At 69.9% G+C, this 20626-nt stretch carries 18 protein-coding genes and 1 pseudogene; 6 read left to right on the top strand and 13 right to left on the bottom strand.

Annotated features, from left to right (window positions below):
- Positions 1-16: 16 nt before the first annotated feature.
- Positions 17-1201, bottom strand: coding sequence for a type III polyketide synthase (locus tag ABZX90_RS39040; RefSeq protein WP_351134802.1), 1185 nt, complete (start codon positions 1199-1201; stop codon positions 17-19).
- Positions 1202-1947: 746 nt separating this feature from the next.
- Here ABZX90_RS39040 and ABZX90_RS39045 point away from each other — a divergent pair.
- Both ABZX90_RS39045 and ABZX90_RS39050 read left to right on the top strand, forming a co-directional pair.
- Positions 1948-2800 (top strand): annotated as a pseudogene (locus ABZX90_RS39045) (IS4 family transposase); the annotation flags it as partial.
- A complete protein-coding gene (locus ABZX90_RS39050) occupies positions 2724-3038 on the top strand; it encodes a transposase (RefSeq protein WP_351134800.1) in 315 nt (104 codons plus the stop codon). The pseudogene ABZX90_RS39045 and the gene ABZX90_RS39050, both read left to right, overlap by 77 nt.
- Positions 3039-3120: 82 nt before the next feature.
- Here the strand turns inward: ABZX90_RS39050 and ABZX90_RS39055 are convergent, their stop codons facing one another.
- Both ABZX90_RS39055 and ABZX90_RS39060 read right to left on the bottom strand, forming a co-directional pair.
- Entirely contained in the window at positions 3121-3918 is a 798-nt protein-coding gene (locus ABZX90_RS39055; protein WP_351134798.1) for an NADP-dependent oxidoreductase, read from the bottom strand.
- A gap of 4 nt (positions 3919-3922) precedes the next feature.
- Positions 3923-4084 (bottom strand): hypothetical protein, encoded by a 162-nt coding sequence (locus ABZX90_RS39060; protein WP_355213077.1) that lies wholly within the window; start codon positions 4082-4084, stop codon positions 3923-3925.
- A gap of 313 nt (positions 4085-4397) precedes the next feature.
- On the opposite strand from ABZX90_RS39060, the gene ABZX90_RS39065 reads away from it, so the two are divergent.
- Both ABZX90_RS39065 and ABZX90_RS39070 read left to right on the top strand, forming a co-directional pair.
- On the top strand, positions 4398-4922 hold the full coding sequence (locus ABZX90_RS39065; RefSeq protein ID WP_355213079.1) for a DUF485 domain-containing protein: 525 nt from the start codon (positions 4398-4400) through the stop codon (positions 4920-4922).
- Positions 4919-6529: a cation acetate symporter gene (locus tag ABZX90_RS39070; protein WP_351134792.1), complete on the top strand. Its 1611-nt coding sequence runs from the start codon at positions 4919-4921 to the stop codon at positions 6527-6529. Before ABZX90_RS39065 ends, ABZX90_RS39070 begins: the two co-directional genes overlap by 4 nt.
- 150 nt (positions 6530-6679) lie before the next feature.
- Here ABZX90_RS39070 and ABZX90_RS39075 read toward each other — a convergent pair whose 3' ends face one another.
- The 6 genes from ABZX90_RS39075 to ABZX90_RS39100 form a co-directional block, all read right to left on the bottom strand.
- Positions 6680-9100, bottom strand: a complete 2421-nt coding sequence (locus tag ABZX90_RS39075) for a SpoIIE family protein phosphatase (protein ID WP_355213081.1) — start codon at positions 9098-9100, stop codon at positions 6680-6682.
- A gap of 325 nt (positions 9101-9425) precedes the next feature.
- Positions 9426-10703, bottom strand: a complete 1278-nt coding sequence (locus ABZX90_RS39080; protein WP_351134788.1) for an ABC transporter substrate-binding protein — start codon at positions 10701-10703, stop codon at positions 9426-9428.
- Positions 10704-10708: 5 nt separating this feature from the next.
- Positions 10709-11857, bottom strand: coding sequence for a branched-chain amino acid ABC transporter permease (locus tag ABZX90_RS39085; protein WP_355213083.1), 1149 nt, complete (start codon positions 11855-11857; stop codon positions 10709-10711).
- Positions 11854-12735 (bottom strand): branched-chain amino acid ABC transporter permease, encoded by an 882-nt coding sequence (locus ABZX90_RS39090; RefSeq protein WP_351134784.1) that lies wholly within the window; start codon positions 12733-12735, stop codon positions 11854-11856. Before ABZX90_RS39090 ends, ABZX90_RS39085 begins: the two co-directional genes overlap by 4 nt.
- Positions 12736-12740: 5 nt before the next feature.
- Positions 12741-13547 carry an ABC transporter ATP-binding protein gene (locus tag ABZX90_RS39095; RefSeq protein ID WP_355213086.1) on the bottom strand — a complete coding sequence of 269 codons (807 nt, stop codon included), beginning with the start codon at positions 13545-13547 and terminating at the stop codon, positions 12741-12743.
- Positions 13544-14302 (bottom strand): ABC transporter ATP-binding protein, encoded by a 759-nt coding sequence (locus ABZX90_RS39100; protein ID WP_355213088.1) that lies wholly within the window; start codon positions 14300-14302, stop codon positions 13544-13546. Before ABZX90_RS39100 ends, ABZX90_RS39095 begins: the two co-directional genes overlap by 4 nt.
- Before the next feature lie 206 nt (positions 14303-14508).
- Between ABZX90_RS39100 and ABZX90_RS39105 the strand changes: the two genes are divergently transcribed.
- Positions 14509-15786, top strand: coding sequence for a helix-turn-helix domain-containing protein (locus ABZX90_RS39105; protein ID WP_351134778.1), 1278 nt, complete (start codon positions 14509-14511; stop codon positions 15784-15786).
- Positions 15783-16445, top strand: coding sequence for a TetR/AcrR family transcriptional regulator (locus ABZX90_RS39110; protein ID WP_351134776.1), 663 nt, complete (start codon positions 15783-15785; stop codon positions 16443-16445). The genes ABZX90_RS39105 and ABZX90_RS39110 overlap by 4 nt, the downstream gene beginning before the upstream one ends.
- A 230-nt stretch (positions 16446-16675) precedes the next feature.
- On the opposite strand, the gene ABZX90_RS39115 is transcribed toward ABZX90_RS39110, so the two are convergent.
- The 4 genes from ABZX90_RS39115 to ABZX90_RS39130 all read right to left on the bottom strand — a co-directional run bounded on the left by ABZX90_RS39115 (position 16676) and on the right by ABZX90_RS39130 (position 20625).
- Positions 16676-17458, bottom strand: coding sequence for an SDR family oxidoreductase (locus tag ABZX90_RS39115; RefSeq protein WP_355213090.1), 783 nt, complete (start codon positions 17456-17458; stop codon positions 16676-16678).
- A gap of 1 nt (position 17459) precedes the next feature.
- Positions 17460-18722, bottom strand: coding sequence for an acyl-CoA dehydrogenase family protein (locus ABZX90_RS39120; protein ID WP_355213092.1), 1263 nt, complete (start codon positions 18720-18722; stop codon positions 17460-17462).
- A 379-nt stretch (positions 18723-19101) separates the two neighbouring features.
- Positions 19102-19794: a TetR/AcrR family transcriptional regulator gene (locus ABZX90_RS39125; protein WP_351130212.1), complete on the bottom strand. Its 693-nt coding sequence runs from the start codon at positions 19792-19794 to the stop codon at positions 19102-19104.
- Positions 19795-19986: 192 nt separating this feature from the next.
- Positions 19987-20625: an HAD family phosphatase gene (locus ABZX90_RS39130; RefSeq protein WP_355213095.1), complete on the bottom strand. Its 639-nt coding sequence runs from the start codon at positions 20623-20625 to the stop codon at positions 19987-19989.
- Position 20626 lies beyond the last annotated feature (1 nt).

Here is a 20626-nt window from a genome sequence, read left to right on the forward strand (position 1 = left end):
GTGGCGCGGGCTCGCGCTACAGCCACTCCCCTTCCAGGGCGGTGGCGGTGAGGCCCGGTGCCGCCGCGTACAGGACGGCGCGACTGCCCGACTTCTGTCCGGCGTCGTGCGCCCGCCTCAGGATGTCGAACACGGCGGCGCCTCCGCGGTTGCCGCTGGTGTAGCTGTCCCGGCTGTAGTCCAGCAGCCCGGACGGCCACGCGTCGGGCATCGTCTGCTCCATGTACTCCAGCACCCGGGTCCCTCCGGGGTGCGCGAGCAGCACGTCGGGGTGCCAGGAGTCGGGGTCGTCCTGGTAACGGACGCGCAGCCACTCCCACATCGCGGTGACCGTCTCCTGTACGGCGCGCGGCCCGCGCCGGTCCATCACGAAGTGGGTGCCGTCCGCCCGCGTTTCCAGGCAGTGCAGGTCTTGGGTGTCGGGCACGGTGTGGTGCCAGGCCGCGTCCAGCCGCAGCACCGACTCGCGCCTCGGGCGGCCCGTGACCACCGCGGCGACCGCGGTGTCCGCGAACAGCAACCGGACGATCAGGGACTCGAGGCTGTCGTCCGCGGGCTGGTAGGTCGTGCTCAGCGCCTCCGCGATCACGACCAGGACCACCCGATCGGGGTCCGCGGCCACGAGATCAGCCGCCAGGGCCAGGGAGCGGGTCCCCGCGACACAGGCCCACTGCGTGGCCGGCAGCAGCATCACGTCGTTGCGGAGCGCAAGTTTGTTGGCCAGGGCGATGTCCAGACCGGGCAGCGCCGGGGTGGTGGAGTGACTGGTGATCAGGCAGTCGATGTCTGCGGCGTCCAGCCCGGCGATCTGCAGGGCCCCGCGCGCCGCACGCTCCCCGTAGGACTGCACGGCCTCCCAGGCCGGCGCGGTGCGCTCCTGGACGGTCTGCGGCGCGGGTATCGCCTCGAGGGCGGCGATCACGCGGTCCACGTCCTGCTGGGTGAACCCGTCGCGTGCCAGCGCCTCTTGGGCGGTCCGGATGCCGACAGCCTGCAGGCCGCTGCCGTCGCCGGGCGCGACGGCGGTCTCCAGCGGCAGCATCCACCCGCGGGTCTCGATGCCCGTACTGGCCGCGATGCCGTCGATCCTCGGCGCCCACGCCGCATGCGGGTGCCGGTCGCGCACCTCCGCCACGATCTGGCTGGTCTCCACGGCGTGCTCGCCGTGTATCACGGCAGGAGGACAGAGGTAAGCGGCCATGATGGGCACCTTTCCAGGGGAACAAGGAGGAACGTCACGAGGGCTGCGTCATGGGCCGCTTTGGAACTTCGCGCCCATGCCGATGGGCTCCACTTCGGGAGTCGCTGTCCAGGTCGAGCATGGACGCCAAAGGGACATTTCCGCTGTGACTAAGACAACTTGGGTGGTCCTTGAAGGGCGTGATACGGCACACACCGCTGAAACAGAGGGCCCTCAGAGTGGTTCCACAGCCCTTACCTGACTCACCGTCAGCAGTGGGGTTGCCTGTTCCAGGCGCGCACCGCCGGCGGGCTGGTGTCGGCGCCCGCCGTGACGGTCCCGCGGAGGCGGCCCTGCCCGAGGCCGCCCGGCCGATGACGCGACACGGCATCGAACGACTCCCGGTGGTCGACGAAAAAGACCGGCTCGTCGACATCGTCACCCGCCGCGACCTGCTCCAGGTCTTCCTGCGCTCCGCCGAGGAGATCTGGCAGGCCGTGCAACGTGAGGTGTTCGCCGACGCGCTCCGGCTCAGCCCCCGGATCTCCGAAGTCGCCGTCCACGACGGTGCGGTCACGCTCAACGGGCAGCTGGAAAGCGGCGCAGCGCCGCCGTCGCGGTGGGTCCGACGCGCGCGCTGGACGGTGTCGTCGACGCTGCGCGCGGGTCATGAGCCCACGGACCCCACCCACTGTCGGCCGGCCTTGCGGCCACGGGGAGTCAAAGGCCCTCGGACATGGTCGAGATGGCCCACCGATCGGGGTCGGTCGCCCGCCCAGCTGCTGCTCCGGCTCAAAGGGGCCCGCACCCCGGCCCGCTGGGCGCCGCTGCCCGACGGAACGTGTCTGACACGGATCAACGGGGTCGGGCTGCGCACCATCGACGCGCATATCGCCGTAACCACCGCCCAAGGACTGCGGCTGCAGGGACAGGCCACACCCTCCTCGATAACTGCCGCCATCCCGCCGCCGGACTGGCCGCGCTCCACCACGAACGCTGGGAGATCGAGTCGGCCTTCCACTCCCTGCGTCACACGCTGCAGACCGGACTGTTGCTGCGCTCCCAGGACCGGCCGGTGTCCAGCAGGAGCTATGAGCACACCTGGCCGCCTATCAGGCTGCGCCTCGGACCATGGCGGAGCTTGCCGACCCCAGGCCCGGAACCGACCCGACCGCACCTCGTTCACCGTCGCCCTGGAAGCCGCCAAGGACCAGGTCATCGCCGCTGCAGGCGTGCTGCCTGACGGAGAACCAGGCCGGATCGGACAGGCTGTTCCGGAGAACCTGCTGCCGTCGCGTCGGCCGCGAATCGCCCCGCGCCGCGTCAAGTGCCCGATCTCCCGGTACGCGTCACCGCCGGACCAGGCCCAGGTCCTCGGCTGCGGCCCGCATCAGCGACGTGACCATCACCGTGGACCAGAGTCAACAGACCCCGGTGGGTCGACGTGACCGGACGCTGCAGTTGATGCGGACCGACCCGGCACGTTCCTGGCGCGCCTGCGAGATCGCCCGGGGGATCGGCTTGGACGACACACGCGGACTACGTGCCGAACTCGGCCGGTGGGTCCACGAGGGCATCCTCCACAGGATCGCCCGCGGCTTCCACGCGCTTGACGACGAGTGAAAACGTCCGGCTGCCGGCACGACCCCGTCTCCGGGGCGTTGACAACCGTGAACTCGCCTTGACTACGCGGCCTTGGAAGTACCCCGACGAGTTGCGTGAGCGAGCCGTCCGCGAGGTGAGGACCTCAGGCCGCCCCTTCTCGCACGCCGTCCGGGACCTGGGCATCCACAAGGAAGCCCTGTGGCAATGGGCCTCCAGGCCGAGGCCGACCAGGGCGAGCGGCCCGACCTGCTGACCGCTGCAGAGAGTCAAACTGCTGCGAGGCCACTGCAGTGGCCTCGCCGACCGTTAAAGCGCGGCCCCGCTCCCGGCGGCCGTCATGCCAGCTCCAAGACGAGCTTGCCGACGTTCTCGCCGCGGAAGAGCATCTGCAGCGTCTCGGGGAAGTCGTCCACGCTCCCTCTCACGACGTGTTCCTTGACCTTGATGCGGCCGTCGGCGATCCAGGCGGAGATGTCCTGCGCGGCCTGTGGATAGCGCTCGGCATGGTCGAAGACGACGAATCCCTCCATCCGTGCGCGGCGCACCAGCAGTGTCAGGTAGTTCGAGGGGCCCTTGACCGGGGTGGCGTTGTTGTACTGACTGATCGCACCGCAGACCACGACGCGCGCGTGCATCGCCAGCCGGGTCAGGGCAGCGTCGAGGATGTCGCCGCCCACGTTGTCGAAGTAGACGTCGATGCCGTCGGGGGCGTGCCGGCGCAGCGCCTTCCTGACGTCGTCGGCGCGGTAGTCGATCGCCGCGTCGAATCCCAGTTCGCCGGTGAGCAACGCGCACTTCTCCGGCCCACCGGCGATACCCACCACCCGGCAGCCCTTGGCCTTCGCGATCTGACCCGCGATGGTACCGACCGCGCCGGCTGCCCCCGACACCACGACGGTCTCGCCGTCCTTCAACGCCCCGACGTCCAGCAGGCCGAAGTAGGCGGTCATCCCGGGCATGCCCAGTGCGCCCAGATACGTCGAGGGCGGGGCGAGGGAGGTGTCGATCTTCATGGCGCCCTTGCCGTCGGAGACCACGTGCTCCTGGACGCCGAACATTCCGACCGCGTGATCACCCGGCTGGAAGTCGGGGTGGTTGGAGGCGGTGACCTCGATGACCGATCCGGCGCGCATCACGTCACATGCCCACCGGCGGCAGGTAGGAGGGACGGTCGTCCAGCCAGCCCCGCATCGCCGGGTCCAGGGAGATGACGCGCGTGCGGCCCGCGAACCGGCCCTGGCCCGGTTCGTCGACGGGCCCCGCACAGTGCTCCCAGTCATCCGGTTCGACCTCGCCCACGGGGCGGGCTGCCAGTCGGATCTGGCGGTTGGTTCGCAGACATCGCGCCTCCTGTCGTTGCGGCTACCCCTGACCATACCGACCAGTAGGTACGTCGATTGCCGTGATATGCGCCATAGGCCGCTCCACCCGTCACCCGTCTACGCTTCGCAGGCCGTCGAGCCGTCGATGGACGCCGCCCGCCGGAGGCCACGTCGAGCCCAAAACGTGACTCCCCGCAGGCTCGCCCAGCATTCCAACCAGTCGGTATGGTGCGCGCACCTTTCTCCACCAGCCGCCCCCAAGGATCCGAGCCGCACCGGAAGGCCACGCGATGACATATCCCGATGACGAGCGGTATCCGCAGCCGGAATGGCCGCAGCCGCGGACCGAGCCGTACGGCCACGCCCCTCGGTACGAGCAGTACGGCCACGCCCCTCGGTACGAGCAGTACGGGCGGGGTCCGGGGCAGGAGCCCGCCCCGTCCGGATACGACGACTCTCCGTACGACTGGTACGGGCAAGCCGCCCGGCAGGAACCGTACGCGCACGAGACACATGGGCACGGCGCCGACCTCGCCGCCCTCCGCTCCGCCTACCGCGTGCTCCGCCGGGTCTCCACGTTCACTGCGCTCGGCTCCTTCGTGGTGTACGTCGTGCTGTCCTGCTACGCACCGGAGCTGATGGGGGCCAGGATCACCGGAGAGCTGAGCCTGGGAATGGCCCTGGGGATCCTTCAGCTCGTCGTCACCTTCGCGGCGGTCTTTTCGTACGGGCGCAGCGCACAGCGCTCGGTGGACCCGTTGGCCCGGGCCGTCAGGGAGCGGGCGGCCGGCGGGTCCGCGGGGGTGGCGAGATGACCGACTCCGGGTCGCAGGCCACCGTCCTCGTCCTCTTCACCGCCCTGGTCACCGTCACGCTGCTGATGTGCGTGATGACGGGACCGGACCGTGACGACCTGACGAACTTCTACACCGGCTACCTTTCGCTCACCCCGCTCAAGAACGGCCTGGCCATCGCGGGCGACTACATCTCCGCGGCCACAGTGCTGAGTACCAGCGGCATCATCGCGCTCGCCGGATACGACGGCTATGTCCTCACGGTCAGCACCGCCTTGTCTCTGGTGCTGCTGATGTTCCTGCTGGCCGAACCTCTGCGCAACGCCGGCAGGTTCACCATGGGCGACGTCCTGGCCCGCACCATGCCCGGGCGGGCCGTGCGGATCGCTTCCTGCGTCGTGACGCTTTCGGCGACCCTGCCCTTCCTGGTCGTCCAGCTCTCCGGGGCCGGGTCGCTGCTCACCTTCATCCTGAACATCCCGCACGGGGCGGGCGCCAGGACGGCATGCATCGTCATCGTCGGCAGCCTGATGATCATTTACGCGGCGCTCGGCGGTATGCGGGGAACCGCGCTCCTTCAGATGATCAAGATCGTCATCCTGCTCGGTACCAGCGTCGTCGTCGCCGCCCTGGTCCTGCACCGGTTCGGCTGGAACCCCGGAGACCTGCTCAGGGCCGCCCAGCACGGCAGCGGCACGGGCCCCGCCTTCCTTCAGCAGGGCCTTCAGTTGGGCACCTCGGCCGGCGACCGGCTGGACTTCGTCGGTCTCCAGATCACCGTGGTCCTCGGCGTGGCCTGCCTGCCCCACATCACCATGCGTCTGTTCTCCGCGCAGGACGTACCGGCCGTGCGTCGCTCCATGTCGTGGGCCGTCGGCACGGTCACCACCTTCTGCCTGCTCGTGATCATCTTGGGTACGGGCGCGGCGGCCCTGGTGGGGTCGCGGTCCATCATCGCGGCCGACCCGCATGGCAGGACCTCGGTGCTCATGCTGTCGCAGGTGCTCGGCGGGGCCCCCGCCTCCGTGGGTGCGACGATTCTCTACTCGGCCGTGGCGGGAATGGTGTTCATCACTCTGCTGTCCTCGGTCGCGGGGATGACCCTGGCCGCGGCCTCGTCGCTCGCCCACGACCTGTTCGCCCATGCGGCGCGACGGGGACAGGCGGAGCCGCATACGGAGATGACGGTGGCGGCGTGGACGAGCGTGGCCGTGGGAACCGTGGCCATCGGGCTCGCCACCCTGGTCCAAAAATGGGACGTCGGCGTGCTGACCACTCTGGCCGTCTGCATCGGGGCATCCGCGGTGGCTCCCGCGCTGACCTACTCCCTGTTCTGGAGAGGATTCACGCGCACCGGCCTGCTCGCCACCCTCTATGGCGGCGCGGCCTGCGCGCTGGTGCTGATGGTCTTCTCCAAGGCCGTCTCGGGCACGCCGTCCGCCGTCTTCCCGACCGCCGACTTCCACTGGTTCCCGATGCAGTCCACCGGACTGGTCTCCATCCCGTTCGGTTACCTGGCGGGCTGGCTGGGCAGTCGTCTGGACCACCGGCGCCGCGGCGCTGACAGCCGGGAGAGCCGACGGCTGTACGAGGAGAGCGAGGCACGTCTGCTGGCCGCAGCCGAATGACCAAGGTGGCGGGGGCGGACCGGGCAGGCGGCCTCGCTCCCGCCGCCGCAGTGCGCCCAGGGGCCGAAGGCCCGGCACGGGGCCCCGTGGCAGCCGTATGCCGACACGCGCGCCGCTGTGTGAGTCGGCGACCGCTATGGCCTGCGACGGTCAGGTGACCGTGCCGGCCATTGGCTGCTCGGTCCACACCGTTTTGCCTTCGCGGGTGTAGCGAGTGCCCCAGCGTTCGGCCATCTGGGCCACCAGGAACAGGCCACGCCCGCCCTCGTCGGTGGTACGGGCGCGGCGCAGGTGGGGTGCGGTGTGGCTGGTGTCGCTGACCTCGCACACCAGAAACCGTTCACGGATCAGCCGCAGGGTCGCAGGGCCACTGGCGTAACGGTAAGCGTTGGTGACCAGTTCGCTGGCGATCAGCTCGGTGCTGAACGCCAAGTGCTCCAGGCCCCATTCGGTCAGTTTGGCCGAGGTCAATGCCCGAGCCCGGGCGGCGCCGACAGGCTCCAGCGTCAACTGCCAGGAGGCCACATCCTCCGGTGGCAGCATGCGGGTGCGGGCGATCAGCAACGCGATGTCGTCGCTGGGGTGTGCGGGCACGAGCGAGTCGACCACGGCTTGGCATGTCCGTTCCAGCTCGTCCGCAGGGCGGGTGAGCGCTGCGCACAGCTTGCTCAGGCCGATGTCTGCGTCGACGTTGCGTTCGCCGATGATTCCGTTGGTGTACAGACACAGCAGGCTTCCCGCGGCCAGGTCGATCTCCCGGGCCTCGAACGGCAGGCCGCCCAGGCCGAGAGGTGGGCCTGCGGGCAGGTCGAGCAGGGCCGCCTGTCCATCCGGACCGGTCACCACCGGCGGCGGGTGGCCGGCGCGGGCCACGGAGCACCGCCGGGAGACAGGGTCGTACACGGCATACAGGCAGGTGGCGCCGACGACCTGCTCGCCCACGGGCCGTTCGCCGAATGCTTCCTGTTCGGCCGCCAGCAGGGTGACCAGGTCGTCCAGGCGGGAGAGAACCTCGTCCGGTTCCAGGTCGAGGCTGGCGAGCGTGTGTACGGCGGTACGCAGCCGGCCCATCGTGGCAGCGGCGTGGATGCCGCGTCCCACGACGTCGCCGACGACGAGGGCGACCCGAGCCCCGGACAGGGGAATGACGTCGAACCAGTCGCCGCCCAGGCCCGGGGCCGCGCTGGCCGGCAGGTACCGCAGGGCCACCTCGACGGCTGGCTGGTCCGGGACCGCCCGGGGCAGAAGGCTGCTTTGCAGGGTGAACGCGGTCTGCTGCTGCTGGGTGAAGCGCCGGGCGTTGTCGATGGCGACGGCGGCGCGCGAGCCGAGTTCCTGCGCGAGGATGAGATCGTCCGCCTCGAAGGGATCGGGGCGGCTCGAACGCCACAGGGTCAGCACACCCAGCACCAGGCCACGTGCGGCGAGAGGTACCACGATCAGCGAGTGGGCGCCCAGGTCCGGGGCGTGGGTCCCCTGGCGGCTTTCGGTCGAGAACGAGTCGGACGACAGAACCGGTTCCAGGACGGGCCGCCCTTCGGCCAGGCATCTCGACTGGGGTGTGTCGGGTGCGAACTCCACCGGCGCGCCCTGGCCGTGGGGCGGGCCGGGTTGCTGGGCTCCGATGCCGCAGGCCCCCACTCGAACCAAAGGTCCCGCCGGTGCCCGAGCCGGCTCCTCGCCGCATGTGACCGGCTCAAGCAGGTCCACCGACGCATGGTCGGCGAGGTGCGGCACCATCACCTCGGCGAGTTCCCGGGCGGTCTCCGCCACGTCAAGCGTGGTTCCGATACGGCTGCCGGCCTGGTCGAGGAGCGCGAGCCGACGCTGGGCCCGATGGCGCTCGGTGATGTCCTCGATCATCTCGGCCACGCCCAGGACGCGGCCGGAGTGATCCTCCATCCGGAAGGCCGAGACCAAGGCGACCCGCTCTCGTGCCGGATCCGATTCGAGGCGAGCGAACTGCTCGGAGTAGATCAACGGTCTGCCGGTCTCCATCACCTGACGCACACGATCCACGGCCCTGCGCGCGTCGTCGGGAAGGAGCATGTAGCCGGTCGGCAGACCTCGAAAATCTGCTGCCGGGACGCCGGAGAAGCGTTCGACAGCCCGGTTGACCCGGAGAACTTTCAGGTCGGGGCCGTGGACGACCAGGCCGATCGGACACTGGTGGTACAACCCGTCGAGAAGCGCGCGGTCCCTTTGCCAGTCCAGGACGTCGGCCGCAGGTGCCCCGGCGACAAGCCACTCACGGACCCGGCCGTCGCGGGAGAACGTCTGGGCCCTGAGCCCCATTTCCACAAACCGTCCGTCGCGGTGCCGCACCTTGAGCACCCCGGACCAGCCGCCGGCTCTCCGGCAACTCGCCACGGCCTCCCTGACGGCCGGCAGATCGCGCGGATCGACGAGGACCTCGAAGGCCGGACGATCGATCACGGCTGCGCCCGGATGGCCGAGCAGTTCCTCGGCCCGCCGGTTCCATCCGACCACGGCACCACGGTCGTCGAGCACCGCCAGGACCGCGAGGCGCGGGGCGAACGGATCGTCGTGGCTTGCGCTGAGCTCCGTCATCCGCATCTCCACCGCCGGCTGACCCGCAGATACACCTAAGCCTAGTGAACCCCGTGGGGCCGCGCGCGCGGCCGCGGCTCGCGCGCGGGATCACGGCAGGCCCGTCGGCCCGCTGTCAGCGGCACCGCGCCTGGTGTGACTCCTTCGCGTCCACCGGACAGCGACCACCTCCGCCGCCGCAGCCGGCGGCCCGGTCCGGCGCCGCCGTGTCCGGCGGACGTCGGATCGTCCACGTACCGGCAGGCACGCACGGCTCCGGGCTCCGGTGACGGGGCGAGCGCGGTCCCCAGGTATCGGGGCATCGATGCGGACCGCCCTCGCCGGCTCACTTCGCCGCCGGGCCGAACTCCTTGCGGGTGTCGACCGGCTTGCCGAACAGCTGCCACCGCTCGCCCTTGAACCGCATCAGCTGCATCGTCTCCAGCGGGAAGGCGTCATCGTGGCCGGTGGACATGGTGACCCCGGGCAGCAGCATGCCCACCTTCACGTCCTTCAGGCTGCGCACCGCGTCCCGCAGTCCTTCCCTGGTCGGGCACTTCATCGCCTCCAGGGCCTGGTGCAGGCTGGAGGCGACGGCCCAGCCGTAGGCGTTGAACTGGTTGGCCGGGTCGGCGTCGGGTGCGTACGTGTGCAGCGCGTCCTTGTACGCCTTCATCTCCGGGTCGGCGGCCCACTGCGGGTCGGCGGGGTCCTTGAAGTAGGTGGCCGAGACCACGCCTTGGACGTTCTTGAACCCGACCGGCTTGAGCACGGCGGCGGACGAGGCCACGTTGTTCACGATGTGCAGCGGGTTCCACTTGGTGTTCTTGGCGTCGGCGGCGAGGGCCTGGCTGCCGAACTTGGGGGTGGCGACATCCAGCAGCACGTCCGCTTTGGAGCGTGCGAGGCTCGCCATCTGTGCCGACACGGAGGGGTCGGTGACCTCGTAGCTCTCCTCGGCGACCACCTTGACGCCGCTGTCGGCGACGGCCTTCTTGAACCCGCCGAGCAGGTCCTTGCCGAAGTCGTCGTTCTGATAGAGGACCGCGACCTTGGCCTTGGGCCTCGCGTCCTTCAGGTACTTGGCGTACACGCGTGCCTCGGCCACGTAGTTGGGCTGCCAGCCGATGGTCCAGGGGTGCTGATCACCCGTGCCCCAGGCGGAGGCACCCGTGGCGACGAAGGGCTGCGGCACCTTCTGCTTGTTGAGGTAGTCCCACACGGCTGCCGTGGACGGGGTGCCCAGGGTCTGGAACACCGCGAAGACCTTTTCCTGCTCGACGAGTCTGCGGGCCTCCTCGACCGCCTTGGGCGGCTGGTAGCCGTCGTCGCGGACGACGAACTCGACCTTGCGGCCGTCTATGCCGCCCTTGTCGTTGACGTAACTGAAGTAGGCGGCCACGCCCTTGCTGATCGTGCCGTACGCGGAGGCAGGTCCCGACAGCGGGTAGATCCCACCCAGCTTGATGGTCTTGTCGGTGATGCCGGTGGTCTGCTGGCCCTTGCACGCGCCACCGGCGGCGGTGTCCTGGGCGTCCTGACCTCGCTGGCTGCTACAGGCGGTCGCGGTGAGCAGTGCGGCGGTCGCGGCCGCGGCCGCCCGCAGAGCGGTCGTCTTGCGCATGTGGTTCATTCCTTTTCCGTGCGGGGCGGTACGCCCACGGGTTCGGCGTCGGCACCTGCGGGGTCCGCAGGAGTGTGGGTCTCGGAGGGTCCGGACAGGGCCTGGGACTCCGGCTCCGCATCGGGCGCGGATTCGGCCTCCGGTGTCCGGTCGAGGGCAGCGGTGGTGCGAGGCGGGCGACGGGCGACTGCGCCCAGGACACGGCCCGGCAGACCGGCCAGTCCCGTCGGGGCCACGAACATCACCGTGATGATCAGCAGGCCGAACACCACTCCCGGCGCCGCCTCGCTGACGTCCTGGGACACGCTCGGCACGTACATCACGAACGCCGCCCCCAGCAGGGGTCCGTACAGCGAGCCGAGACCCCCGACCACCAGGCCGGCCAGCAGGGTGATGGACAGAACGAAGCTGAAGGAGTCGGGCGAGACGAAGCCGATCACCCAGGTGTACAGACACCCCGCGACACCCGCGAACATCGCGCTCCACGCGAAGGCGAGGGTCTTGTGCAGCGACAGCCGCACGCCCATGATCTCGGCGGCGCTCTCGTTGTCCCGTACGGCCAGCAGTGCCCGGCCGACCCGCGACCGCAGCAGGTTGCGGGCGAGCAGCAGGGCCACCGCGGTGACGGCGAGGACGACGAAGTACATCCACTGGTCCTCGGCCAGCCCGCTCCACGCCGGCGGCCGCAGCTTGTTCACGGTCAGCCCCATGGAGCCGCCCGTCACCGGTTCGAGCCGCTTGAGCAGGGGCGGCAGGAACACCGCGAACGAGAGGGTGACCAGGGCCAGGTACAGTCCGCGCAGTCGCAGCGCGGGTACTCCGAACCCGAGGCCCAGCAGGAAGCATCCGGCGGCCGCGACCGGCAGCGTGGCCGGGTGGCCGGTGTCGTACCGGTCGAGCATGACCGCCGCCGTGTAGGCGCCCGCCGCGAAGAACGCGCCGTGCCCGAGCGAGATCTGCCCGCCGAAGCCGACCAGCAGGTTCAGGCCGGACAGCGCCACGGCGTACACGAGCACCATGGTCAGCTGGAAGACCTGGAAGGGGGCGAAGTAGAACGGAGCGCCGACGGCGACCGCCGCCGCGACGGGCACAGTGAGCGTGGCCCGCAGCCACCGGACCCGGTCGGTGCCGAGTGCCGCTGTGATGGTGCTCATGCGCGCTCCACCGCCGCCCGTCCGAAGAGGCCCTGGGGCCGCACCAGCAGCACCGCCAGAATGATCACCAGGGGGACGCCCACCTTCAGATCGGCGCCGATCACGTCCACGTACGCCCCGGTCAGGGTCTCGGCGACACCCACGAACAGGCCTCCGACGACAGCACCGACCGGGCTGTCGAAGCCCCCGAGAGTGGCTGCGGCGAACGCGTAGATCAGCACCCCGCCCATCATGTTGGGCTCCAGGAACAGCACCGGGGCGACGAGCACGCCCGACACCGCGCCGACCGTCGCGGCCAGGCCCCAGCCGAGCATCAGCACCCGGCCCACCCGGATGCCGGACAACCGGGCGGAGGCCGGATTACAGGCGACCGCCCGCATCACCAGACCGATGGAGGTGTGCTGGAACAGCAGATACAGCAGGCCCATCACGACGGCCACCACACCGATGATCCCGAGCGTCGACCAGTCCATACGCACACCGGTCAGGTCGAGTCCGCCGTCGGGGAAGGGCTGCGGGAAGTCCTTCACGGTGAACGACCAGATCAGGCCGGCCAGCGCGTTGACGAAGATGAACAGGCCGACCGTGACGATGACCACCGTCAGCTCGGGCGCGCCCTGTACGGGGCGGATGACGATCCGCTCGAGCAGCATGCCGCCGGCGAAGGACACCGCGAGAGTGGCCGGCAGTGCCAGCCAGTACGGCATCCCGGACGCCACCAGCTGCCAGGCGACGTACGTCGAGAGCATGGCCAGCTCGCCCTGCGCGAAGTTGACGATCCCCGTGAACCGGTGGATCAGCACCAGGGCCAGCGCCAGGCTGGCGTACACGGCGCCTGAGCCCAGTCCCTCCACCACTTGCTGAAGCAGATCGGTCACCGTCCTCACCCGGCCTTCCGGGAGAGGACGGAGACACCGAGGTACACCTCGGCGACCTGCCTGTCCTCGCGGATCTGTGCGGCCGGTCCGGACAGCACCAGGCGGCCGGCCTCCAGTACATGGGCCCGGTGCGCGATATCCAGCGCGAGCCGGGCGTTCTGCTCGACGACGACCACGGTGGTTCGTTCCTCCTCGTTGACGGCACGGACGATCTCGAACAGCTCGCGGGTGACCAGCGGCGCGAGCCCCAGGGACGGCTCGTCCAGGAGCAGCAGCGAGGGCCGCAGCATCAGCGCCCTGCCGACGGCGAGCATCTGCTGCTCGCCGCCGCTGAGGCTGCCGGCGGCCTGCCGAGACCGCTGGCGCAGCTTGGGGAAGTAGTCGTAGATCCGTTCCAGGTCGGCCACCACGGCCGCACGCTCGGTGCGACCCCGCCGCCGCGGGCCGGTGCGCAGATGGGCGCCGATGCGCAGGTTCTCCTCGACGGTCAGGTCGTTGAAGGTGCCCCGGCCCTCGGGCACATGTGCCACGCCGAGCCTGGCGGCCTGCTCGGGCGAACGGCCCAGCAGTTCCGTGCCGTTCAAGGTGACCGAGCCCCGGCCGCGGACCATGCCGCTCAGCACCCGCAGCGTCGTGGTCTTGCCCGCGCCGTTGGGTCCGAGGATCGCGCACACCTCGCCACGCGCGACCGAGAAGTCGAGGCCCTGGAGCACGCGGGCCTGGCCATATCCGGCGTGCAGGTCGGCAACCTTCAGGAAGTCCGGCTCCGCAGTCGCCGCGTCCTCGGTGCGGTCGGTGGTCGGATCGCTCATGCGGCCACCCCCAGGTACGCCTCGACGACCGCCGGATCGCGCTGGATCTCCTCCGGCGAGCCCTCGGCGATCTTGCGGCCGAAGTCGAGGCAGATCACCTTGTCGCACAGGCCCATCACGAAGGCCATGTGGTGTTCGACCACCACGAGCGTGAGGTCGAACTCCTGGCGCACCGAGCGGACCAGATCCGCGAATTGGTCCACCTCCCCGTGGCTGAGCCCGTTGACGGGTTCGTCGAGCAACAGCAGCCGGGGCCGTACCGCGAGAGCCCGGGCGAGTTCGACGCGTTTGAGCGTGCCGAACGGCAGTCCGGAGGCGGGGCGGTCGGCGACGTCCGCCAGGCCGAGCCGCAGTAGCAGGTCGTCCGCCAAGTCACGCAGCGTCCTCTCCTCCCGCCGGACGCGAGGCAGCCGGAGCGCCGCGGCGAGGTGTCCGGTGCGCCCCCGGCTGTGGGCGCCGACCATGACGTTCTCCCGGACCGTGAGCTGCGGGAACAGGCCCAGGTTCTGGAAGGTGCGGGCGATGCCACGCCCGGCGACGGCGTGCGGAGGGAGGGCCAGCAGGTCCTCGTCCTCGAAGCGCACGTCTCCGCCGTCGGCGGTGCAGCGCCTGGTGAGGCAGTTGAACAAGGTGGTCTTGCCGGCTCCGTTCGGCCCGATGAGCCCTACGGCGGTGCCTGGCTCGACGGTGAATGCGACACCGTCCAATGCCGTGATCCCGCCGAAGCGCACGGTGATGCCTTCGACCGCGAGCATGAGTGACGCCCTTTCCGACGTGCTGGGGGGTGGGCGAGCGTCACAGTAGGCGGGGGCGTTCCAAGCGCACATTGGGTGTGAGCACCCAACTTCCCCGTCACGAAACTGTGCGCCGCGCACAGGTGCCGGGAGATGTCTCACGCCCAGCCTGTTGACGAAGCACGAGGTGGACGGCGACGATCGGCGCCATGCCTCGCGGTCCTGCCATGGCCACTTCCCGACTGTCCGAACCGCTCCGCCTGGAGCGGCGGCGGATCCTGCAAGCCGTCCACGACCGGGTCGAGGAGGTGGCGGAGACCGCCGTCGAGGTGATGCGCGCGGAGATCCCGTCGTACGCGCTGCAGGACGAACGGTTCTTCGGCGACGTACGAGACCAGGTGCTCGAGCACTACCGGATGCAGTTGGCGGCGCTTGCCGGCGATCGCGACATCGCCCCCGAGGACCTGGTCTTCAGCCGCGCGGCAGCGATGCGCCGAGCACGCGCGGGGTTCGCCTTGGAGGACTGGATCAGTGCCTTCCGGGTCGGCCGGCAGGTGCTGTGGGACGCGCTGCTGGACTGCGCGGGCACGTCCGCCGGGGCCCAGCAGGCCGCGCTGTCCCTCGTCACCCCGCTGATGCGGTACGTCGACTACGCCAGCACCCATGCCGCGCAGGCCTACGTCGAGTACCAGCAGCACGTGGTGGCGGACGCGGACCGGGAGCGCCGGGATCTCCTGGACCAGCTCCTGGCCGGGGTGGCGCCTACGCGCGGTCCGCTGTTCGCTGCGGCGCAGGCGTACGGCATCGGACCGCGCTCGCCGATGATGGCGGTCGTGGCGGTGTGCGTCGACGACACCCGCGCCGGGGACCCCACCTCGGCCGAGAACGGGTATGCCGCCAGCGCGTCGATCAGCGTCGCCGGGCCCTGGGCCGGCAGAACGCTGGTCGTCGTACGCCACGGCGAGGTGGTGGCCGTGCCCGTGGTCCGGGCCGGCATGGCCGCAGAGGACATATGCGCCCACTTCGAGGCCGTGCAGCAGCGGCTCGCGCGGGCCGGAACCATCCTCTCCATGGGGATCAGTACGGTCGCACAGGGCTCAGGTGAACTCCCGCGCGCCTACCAGGAGGCACGAGCCGCCCTCGACCTGGTGCCGAGCGAGGGCGGGGTGGCGGCGCTGCCGCGGCTGTCCCCGTTCGACTATCTGGCGCTGCGCGCCGACGACGTCGCCCGCCAGCTGGTCGATCGCCGGGTGCGTGCGCTGCTGGAAGAGGACCGCAGACGTGGCGACACGCTGGCCGTCACCATACGGGCCTTCGCGGCGGCGGACCTCAATCTGCGGCTGGCTGCCGACCGGTTGCGGGTGCACCACAACACGGCGCACTACCGGTTGCGCCGGATCGAGGAACGCAGCGGCCGCAATCCGCGCCGGATCGCCGACCTCATGGAACTACTGGTCGCCCTCGCCATCCGCGACGGGGCTGAGGAAGGCGGGGATTGCAAGTGAGCGGCATCGGGGAATCTGCCGGGCCCGAGGCGGCACGTCAGCCGGGCGGGCAGGGGGGAACGGGCCTGCCGGAGGGGTACGCCGGGCAGGACGGAAGCCTCCGGCGCACGCTGCTCGACGCCGCGCTGGAGGTGTTCGCCGAGCGCGGTTACACCGACGCCGGTCTCACCGAGATCGCGGCGCGCTGCGGCATCCCGGTGGGCAGCCTCTTCCAGCACTACGGCGGAAAGCGAGGGCTGTACCTCGCCCTGTGGGAGGAGTTCCGGGAGGAGCAGGAACGTCGAACCGCGGCCACACTGACCGCCGAGCGCAACCGTGGCGTGGAGGACCCCATCGCCCTCTTCGTGGCGGGAGCCAGGGCATACCTGGAGGGTGCCTGGGACAACCGGAGGCTCGGCAGACTCCTCGTCGAAGACGACGGCCCCGCGGGCTTCGACGCGCTGCGCCGCCAGTGGGACCGCGCATGGGTACGGCGCAACGCCCGGCTCCTGGAGATCGACGAGCGGCGTCGCGCCGGCCGGGTCAGGGTGAGCGTGCTGACCACCGTCATCGGAGGAACGGCGCGCGAGCTGGGCGACTGCGGGGACGAGACGGAAGCCCGGGAGATCGTGGACGAGGTGTGCGGCATCCTGATCCATCTGTCGGCGTCGCCCGGCTGAAACGCCCGGCACCGGGCTGGGGCGACAGGACCGGCCCCAGCCCGACGACGCCTCACTCCCCGAACACCCCGCGCCGACCGCTGCCTCAGGGCAACAGCGGCCACGGGGGTGTACGCCTCGGCGTCGATCGCGACGCTGTCCAGGCCAGGACCTGTCCGGCCGATCAAGTTGCAGGAAAGGGACGGCGCCTGTCCAGCGCTGCGTCTGCGTCGTGATCGGCCGGCCAGGCCCTAGAGACCGGTGTCGGCTCCCTGCCTGAACGGGAGCGCGTCACCGAGGAGCTGGCCGCCGTCGATCACCATCGTCTCGCCGGTGATCCAACTCGCGGCGTCCGAGACGAGAAAGGCGACCGCCGAGGCGATGTCGGCCGGCTCCCCTATGCGCCCGAGGGCCGTCGCGGCGGACAGGGCCTGCTCATGGTCCTTCCACAGAGCCTCGGCCAGCTTCGTGCGCACCACACCCGGCGCCACCGCGTTGACGCGAACCTTGGGCGAGAGTTCCAGCGCCAGTTGCTTCGTGAGGTGGATCAGTGCGGCCTTCGACGCGTTGTACAACCCGATGTTCGCCTCGAGGGTCATGCCGCCGACCGAGGCGGTGTTGACGACGGCGCCGCCGTGCTCGCCCATCCAGGCCCGCACGGCCAGCCCCGTCCACAGGACAGGAGCCCACACGTTCACGTCGAAGGTCTTGGCGAACCGGACGTGGTCCTGGTCGATGACGGGTCCGAAGGCCGGGTTGGTCCCCACGTTGTTGACGAGGATGTCGAGGCTTCCGAAGCGCCCGAGCGTCAGATCGACACAGCGCCGGGCCGCTTCTTCGTCGACCGCGTGCGCACCGACGCCGATCGCCGTGCCCCCGACCCGGGCCGCGGCGGCGTCCGCCGCCTCCTGGGACCGGGAGGTGAGGACGACGTTTCCGCCGGCGGCGGCGATGGCCTGGGCGATCGCCAACCCGATACCGCGGGAGGCGCCCGTGACGACGGCGGTGCGACCGCTGAGGTCCAGCCCTGCCATTTCAGCTCACCTCTGCCTTGTGGCCGCCGGGGGTGCCGCTCGCCGCCGTGGTGGCCCCGTCGCGGTACCGCCGCAGTTCCTGCCTGGCGATGGCCCGCTTGTGGACCTCGTCGGGACCGTCCGCGAGCCGCAGTGTCCGCAGCTGCGCGTACATCATCGCCAACGGGAAGTCCTCGGTCACTCCGGCTGCTCCATGCACCTGGATCGCGCGGTCGATGATCTTCAAAGCGATGTTCGGGGCGGCCACCTTGATGGCCGCGATCTCGGTGCGCGCTTCCTTGTTCCCGACCGTGTCCATCAGATGCGCGGCCTTGAGCGTGAGCAGCCGGATCATCTCGATGTCGATGCGCGCTTCCGCGATCCAGTCCTGGATGTTGGACCGTTCGGCGACCGGACTACCGAATGTCACCCGTGACTGCGCACGCCGGCACATCAGCTCCAGCGCCCGCTCGGCCGCGCCGATGGCCCGCATGCAGTGGTGGATGCGACCGGGCCCGAGCCGGGCCTGGCTGATCGCGAACCCCTCGCCCTCGCCCTTGAGGAGGTCCTTGGCCGGCACCCGTACGTCGGCGAAGTCGATTTCGGCGTGCCCCTCACGGTCCTGGTAGCCGAACACCGGCAAGCCGCGCATCACCGTGATCCCGCGGGCGTCGATGGGGACGACCATCATCGACTGCTGCCTGTGCGGAGCAGCGCCAGGTTCCGTCTTCCCCATGACGATGAGCACCTTGCAGTTGCGGTGCAGGGCATTGGAGGCGAACCACTTGCGGCCGTTGAGCACGTACTCGTCGCCGTCGCGCTCCATCCGCAACTCGATGTTGGTGGCGTCGGAGCTGGCGACACGCGGCTCGGTCATCGCGAAGGCCGAGGCCATCGTGCCGTCGAGCAGGGGCTTGAGGTACTTCTCCTTGTGCTCGTCGCTGCCGAACAGCGTGAGCACCTCCATGTTCCCGGTGTCGGGAGCGTTGCAGTTGCACGCTTCGGGGGCGATGTGGCTGCGCCCCATGATCTCCGCCAGCGGCGCGTACTCGAGGTTCGTCAGGCCGGGGCCCCACTCCGGGTGCGGGTGAAACAGGTTCCAGAGTCCGCGCCTTCGCGCCTCCGCCTTGAGTTCCTCGATGATCGGCGGGTGGAAGTGCGGGTCACCCGACGCGCGCATCTGCACGTGGTACACCGCCTCAGCGGGGTAGACGTGTGCATCCATGAACTCGAGCAGATCCGCCTGGTATTTCTTGGCGCGATCCCGTATCTCGAACAGGGACATCTGGACTCCTGACGGGTGGGAAGGGAAAGGTGCGCTGACGGTGCTTCCCGGATGGTCGGCGTGGACTTTCTCCGACACCTCCCGCGCGCTGCCGATGCAGCCGCCACCACCGGTGACGATGTCCGCTCCTTGGGCAACGGTCACAGCGAACCCTCTCCGTGGCGGGGCGTGCGAAGCCGGGGCACGGCCGCGAGCCGGCGTGACCGTGCTCTTGTCGAACTTTATAATTGAATCTGACGTCAAGTTCAATAGCAGGGGGCGCGGCAACGCGCGAAGAAGACCGCCCACCTCCCGCGGAGGAGACGACAAAGGGAGACGAGAAATGAGAAGCACCCGGCAGTACCGGGTGCGGTGATCCAGGCGGTCCAGGCTGCCGGGGTCAGCGGTGGCCGGGGAACCGCAGGGCGTTCGCCCAGAGACGGGTGACCGTGGACACGAGCTCCTCGAAGTCCACCGGTGCACCGTCTTCTCGCCGTTCGCCGACCACGAAGGCGTTGTAGGCCAAGACGCTGACCATGCCCGACAGGGCACGGGAAGCCATCATCGGATCGACCTCACGGTCTGCGACATCCCGCGCCTGCAGGTCGGCGATGCCGCGGGCATTGCGCCGGATGAACGCGTCAGCGCGCCGGCTTCGGAACTCGCGGAACTCCGGCTCCACTTGTGCGACCTGCTCTAGAAGGGCCATCAGCTTCGCATTCCGCTTGTACGCCTCGAGATACGCGCGGTTGCTCGCCTCGAGTACCGCATAGGGATCGTCGGTACCCGTCACCCGGCCCATGCCGGGGTGCATCATGTCCTCCTGCGCCTCCAGGAGGACGGCGGCGAGCACCTCCTCCTTGTTGGCGAAGTAGGTGTAAAAGGATCCCGCCGCACATTGAGCTTCTTTGGTGATGTCGGTCAGGCGAGTGTCGAGGTAGCCGTCCCGTTCGAACACCTTCCGCGCGGCCTTCACCAATGCGGCCCGTGTCCGCGCTCCGCGCTTCGTCGTAGGCGGCTCGCGAAGGTTCGAGAGGGGCGCCATGGGAGGTGCGTACTCGCCGTCGATCTCCTCGGGCGTAGTGGTGTCCATTCCGGAAACGGTACTTGAACCCGACGCCATAGTCACAAACGTGAGACTGATCCCTGGCGCAGCGCAGCGCAATGGTGTCGACACGGTGACGGCCCTCAGCGGCACACAGGATCGACATCGCCGATCGTGGGCGGCGCCTGCCGAGGATGCGAGCAGGTGGCCCCGCGGGCCTCGCCCTCGCCGAATCAGCGATCAGGCGGTGATCCCGAAGCGCTCGGCGAGTTGGCGGCGAGTGTCGGCGGCGCTGGTGTGCAGTACGCCTCCGATTCCGATCCGTGCCGCTCCGTCGAGGTTCTGCTGCAGATCGTCGATCATGACTGCCTCTTCAGGGTCGATGCCCAGGCGTTCACATGCGATCGCGTAGATCCGCCGGGAGGGCTTGCGGATCCCGACCTCCGCGGAGATCACGACCGCATCGGCAACAGCGGAGAGGTCGACGCCGTCGTAGGTTCCGGTACCGAACGAATTGGACACGAGCGCAACGGGACGGCCGACGGCACGAAGATCACCGAGCAGCGCGAGCATGTCCTGGTCGATCGACATGCCCGCCTGCATCCGGGCCGTGAGCCCCTCGGCCGGTACGTCTGCGCCGTGGACGCGGAGGCGTTCGGCGAATCCCCGCTCGAAGTCCCCGGTATCGATACGGCCGCACTCGTGATCGGCCAGGAGGGTGCGTGATCGCTGGTCCCGGCCGAGGAGGCCGAGCGGCAGGCGCGGGTCGCCGCCCAACGAGGCGCCGAAGTCGGTGAAAGCCCGCAGCACACTGGAGGTGATGACCCCTCCGAAGTCCACCAGGACCGCGGTTCGGGGTTCTGCCGCTGACTTCGACACG

The organism is Streptomyces sp. NPDC002935 (assembly GCF_040611295.1).
Classification (GTDB): Bacteria; Actinomycetota; Actinomycetes; order Streptomycetales; family Streptomycetaceae; genus Streptomyces.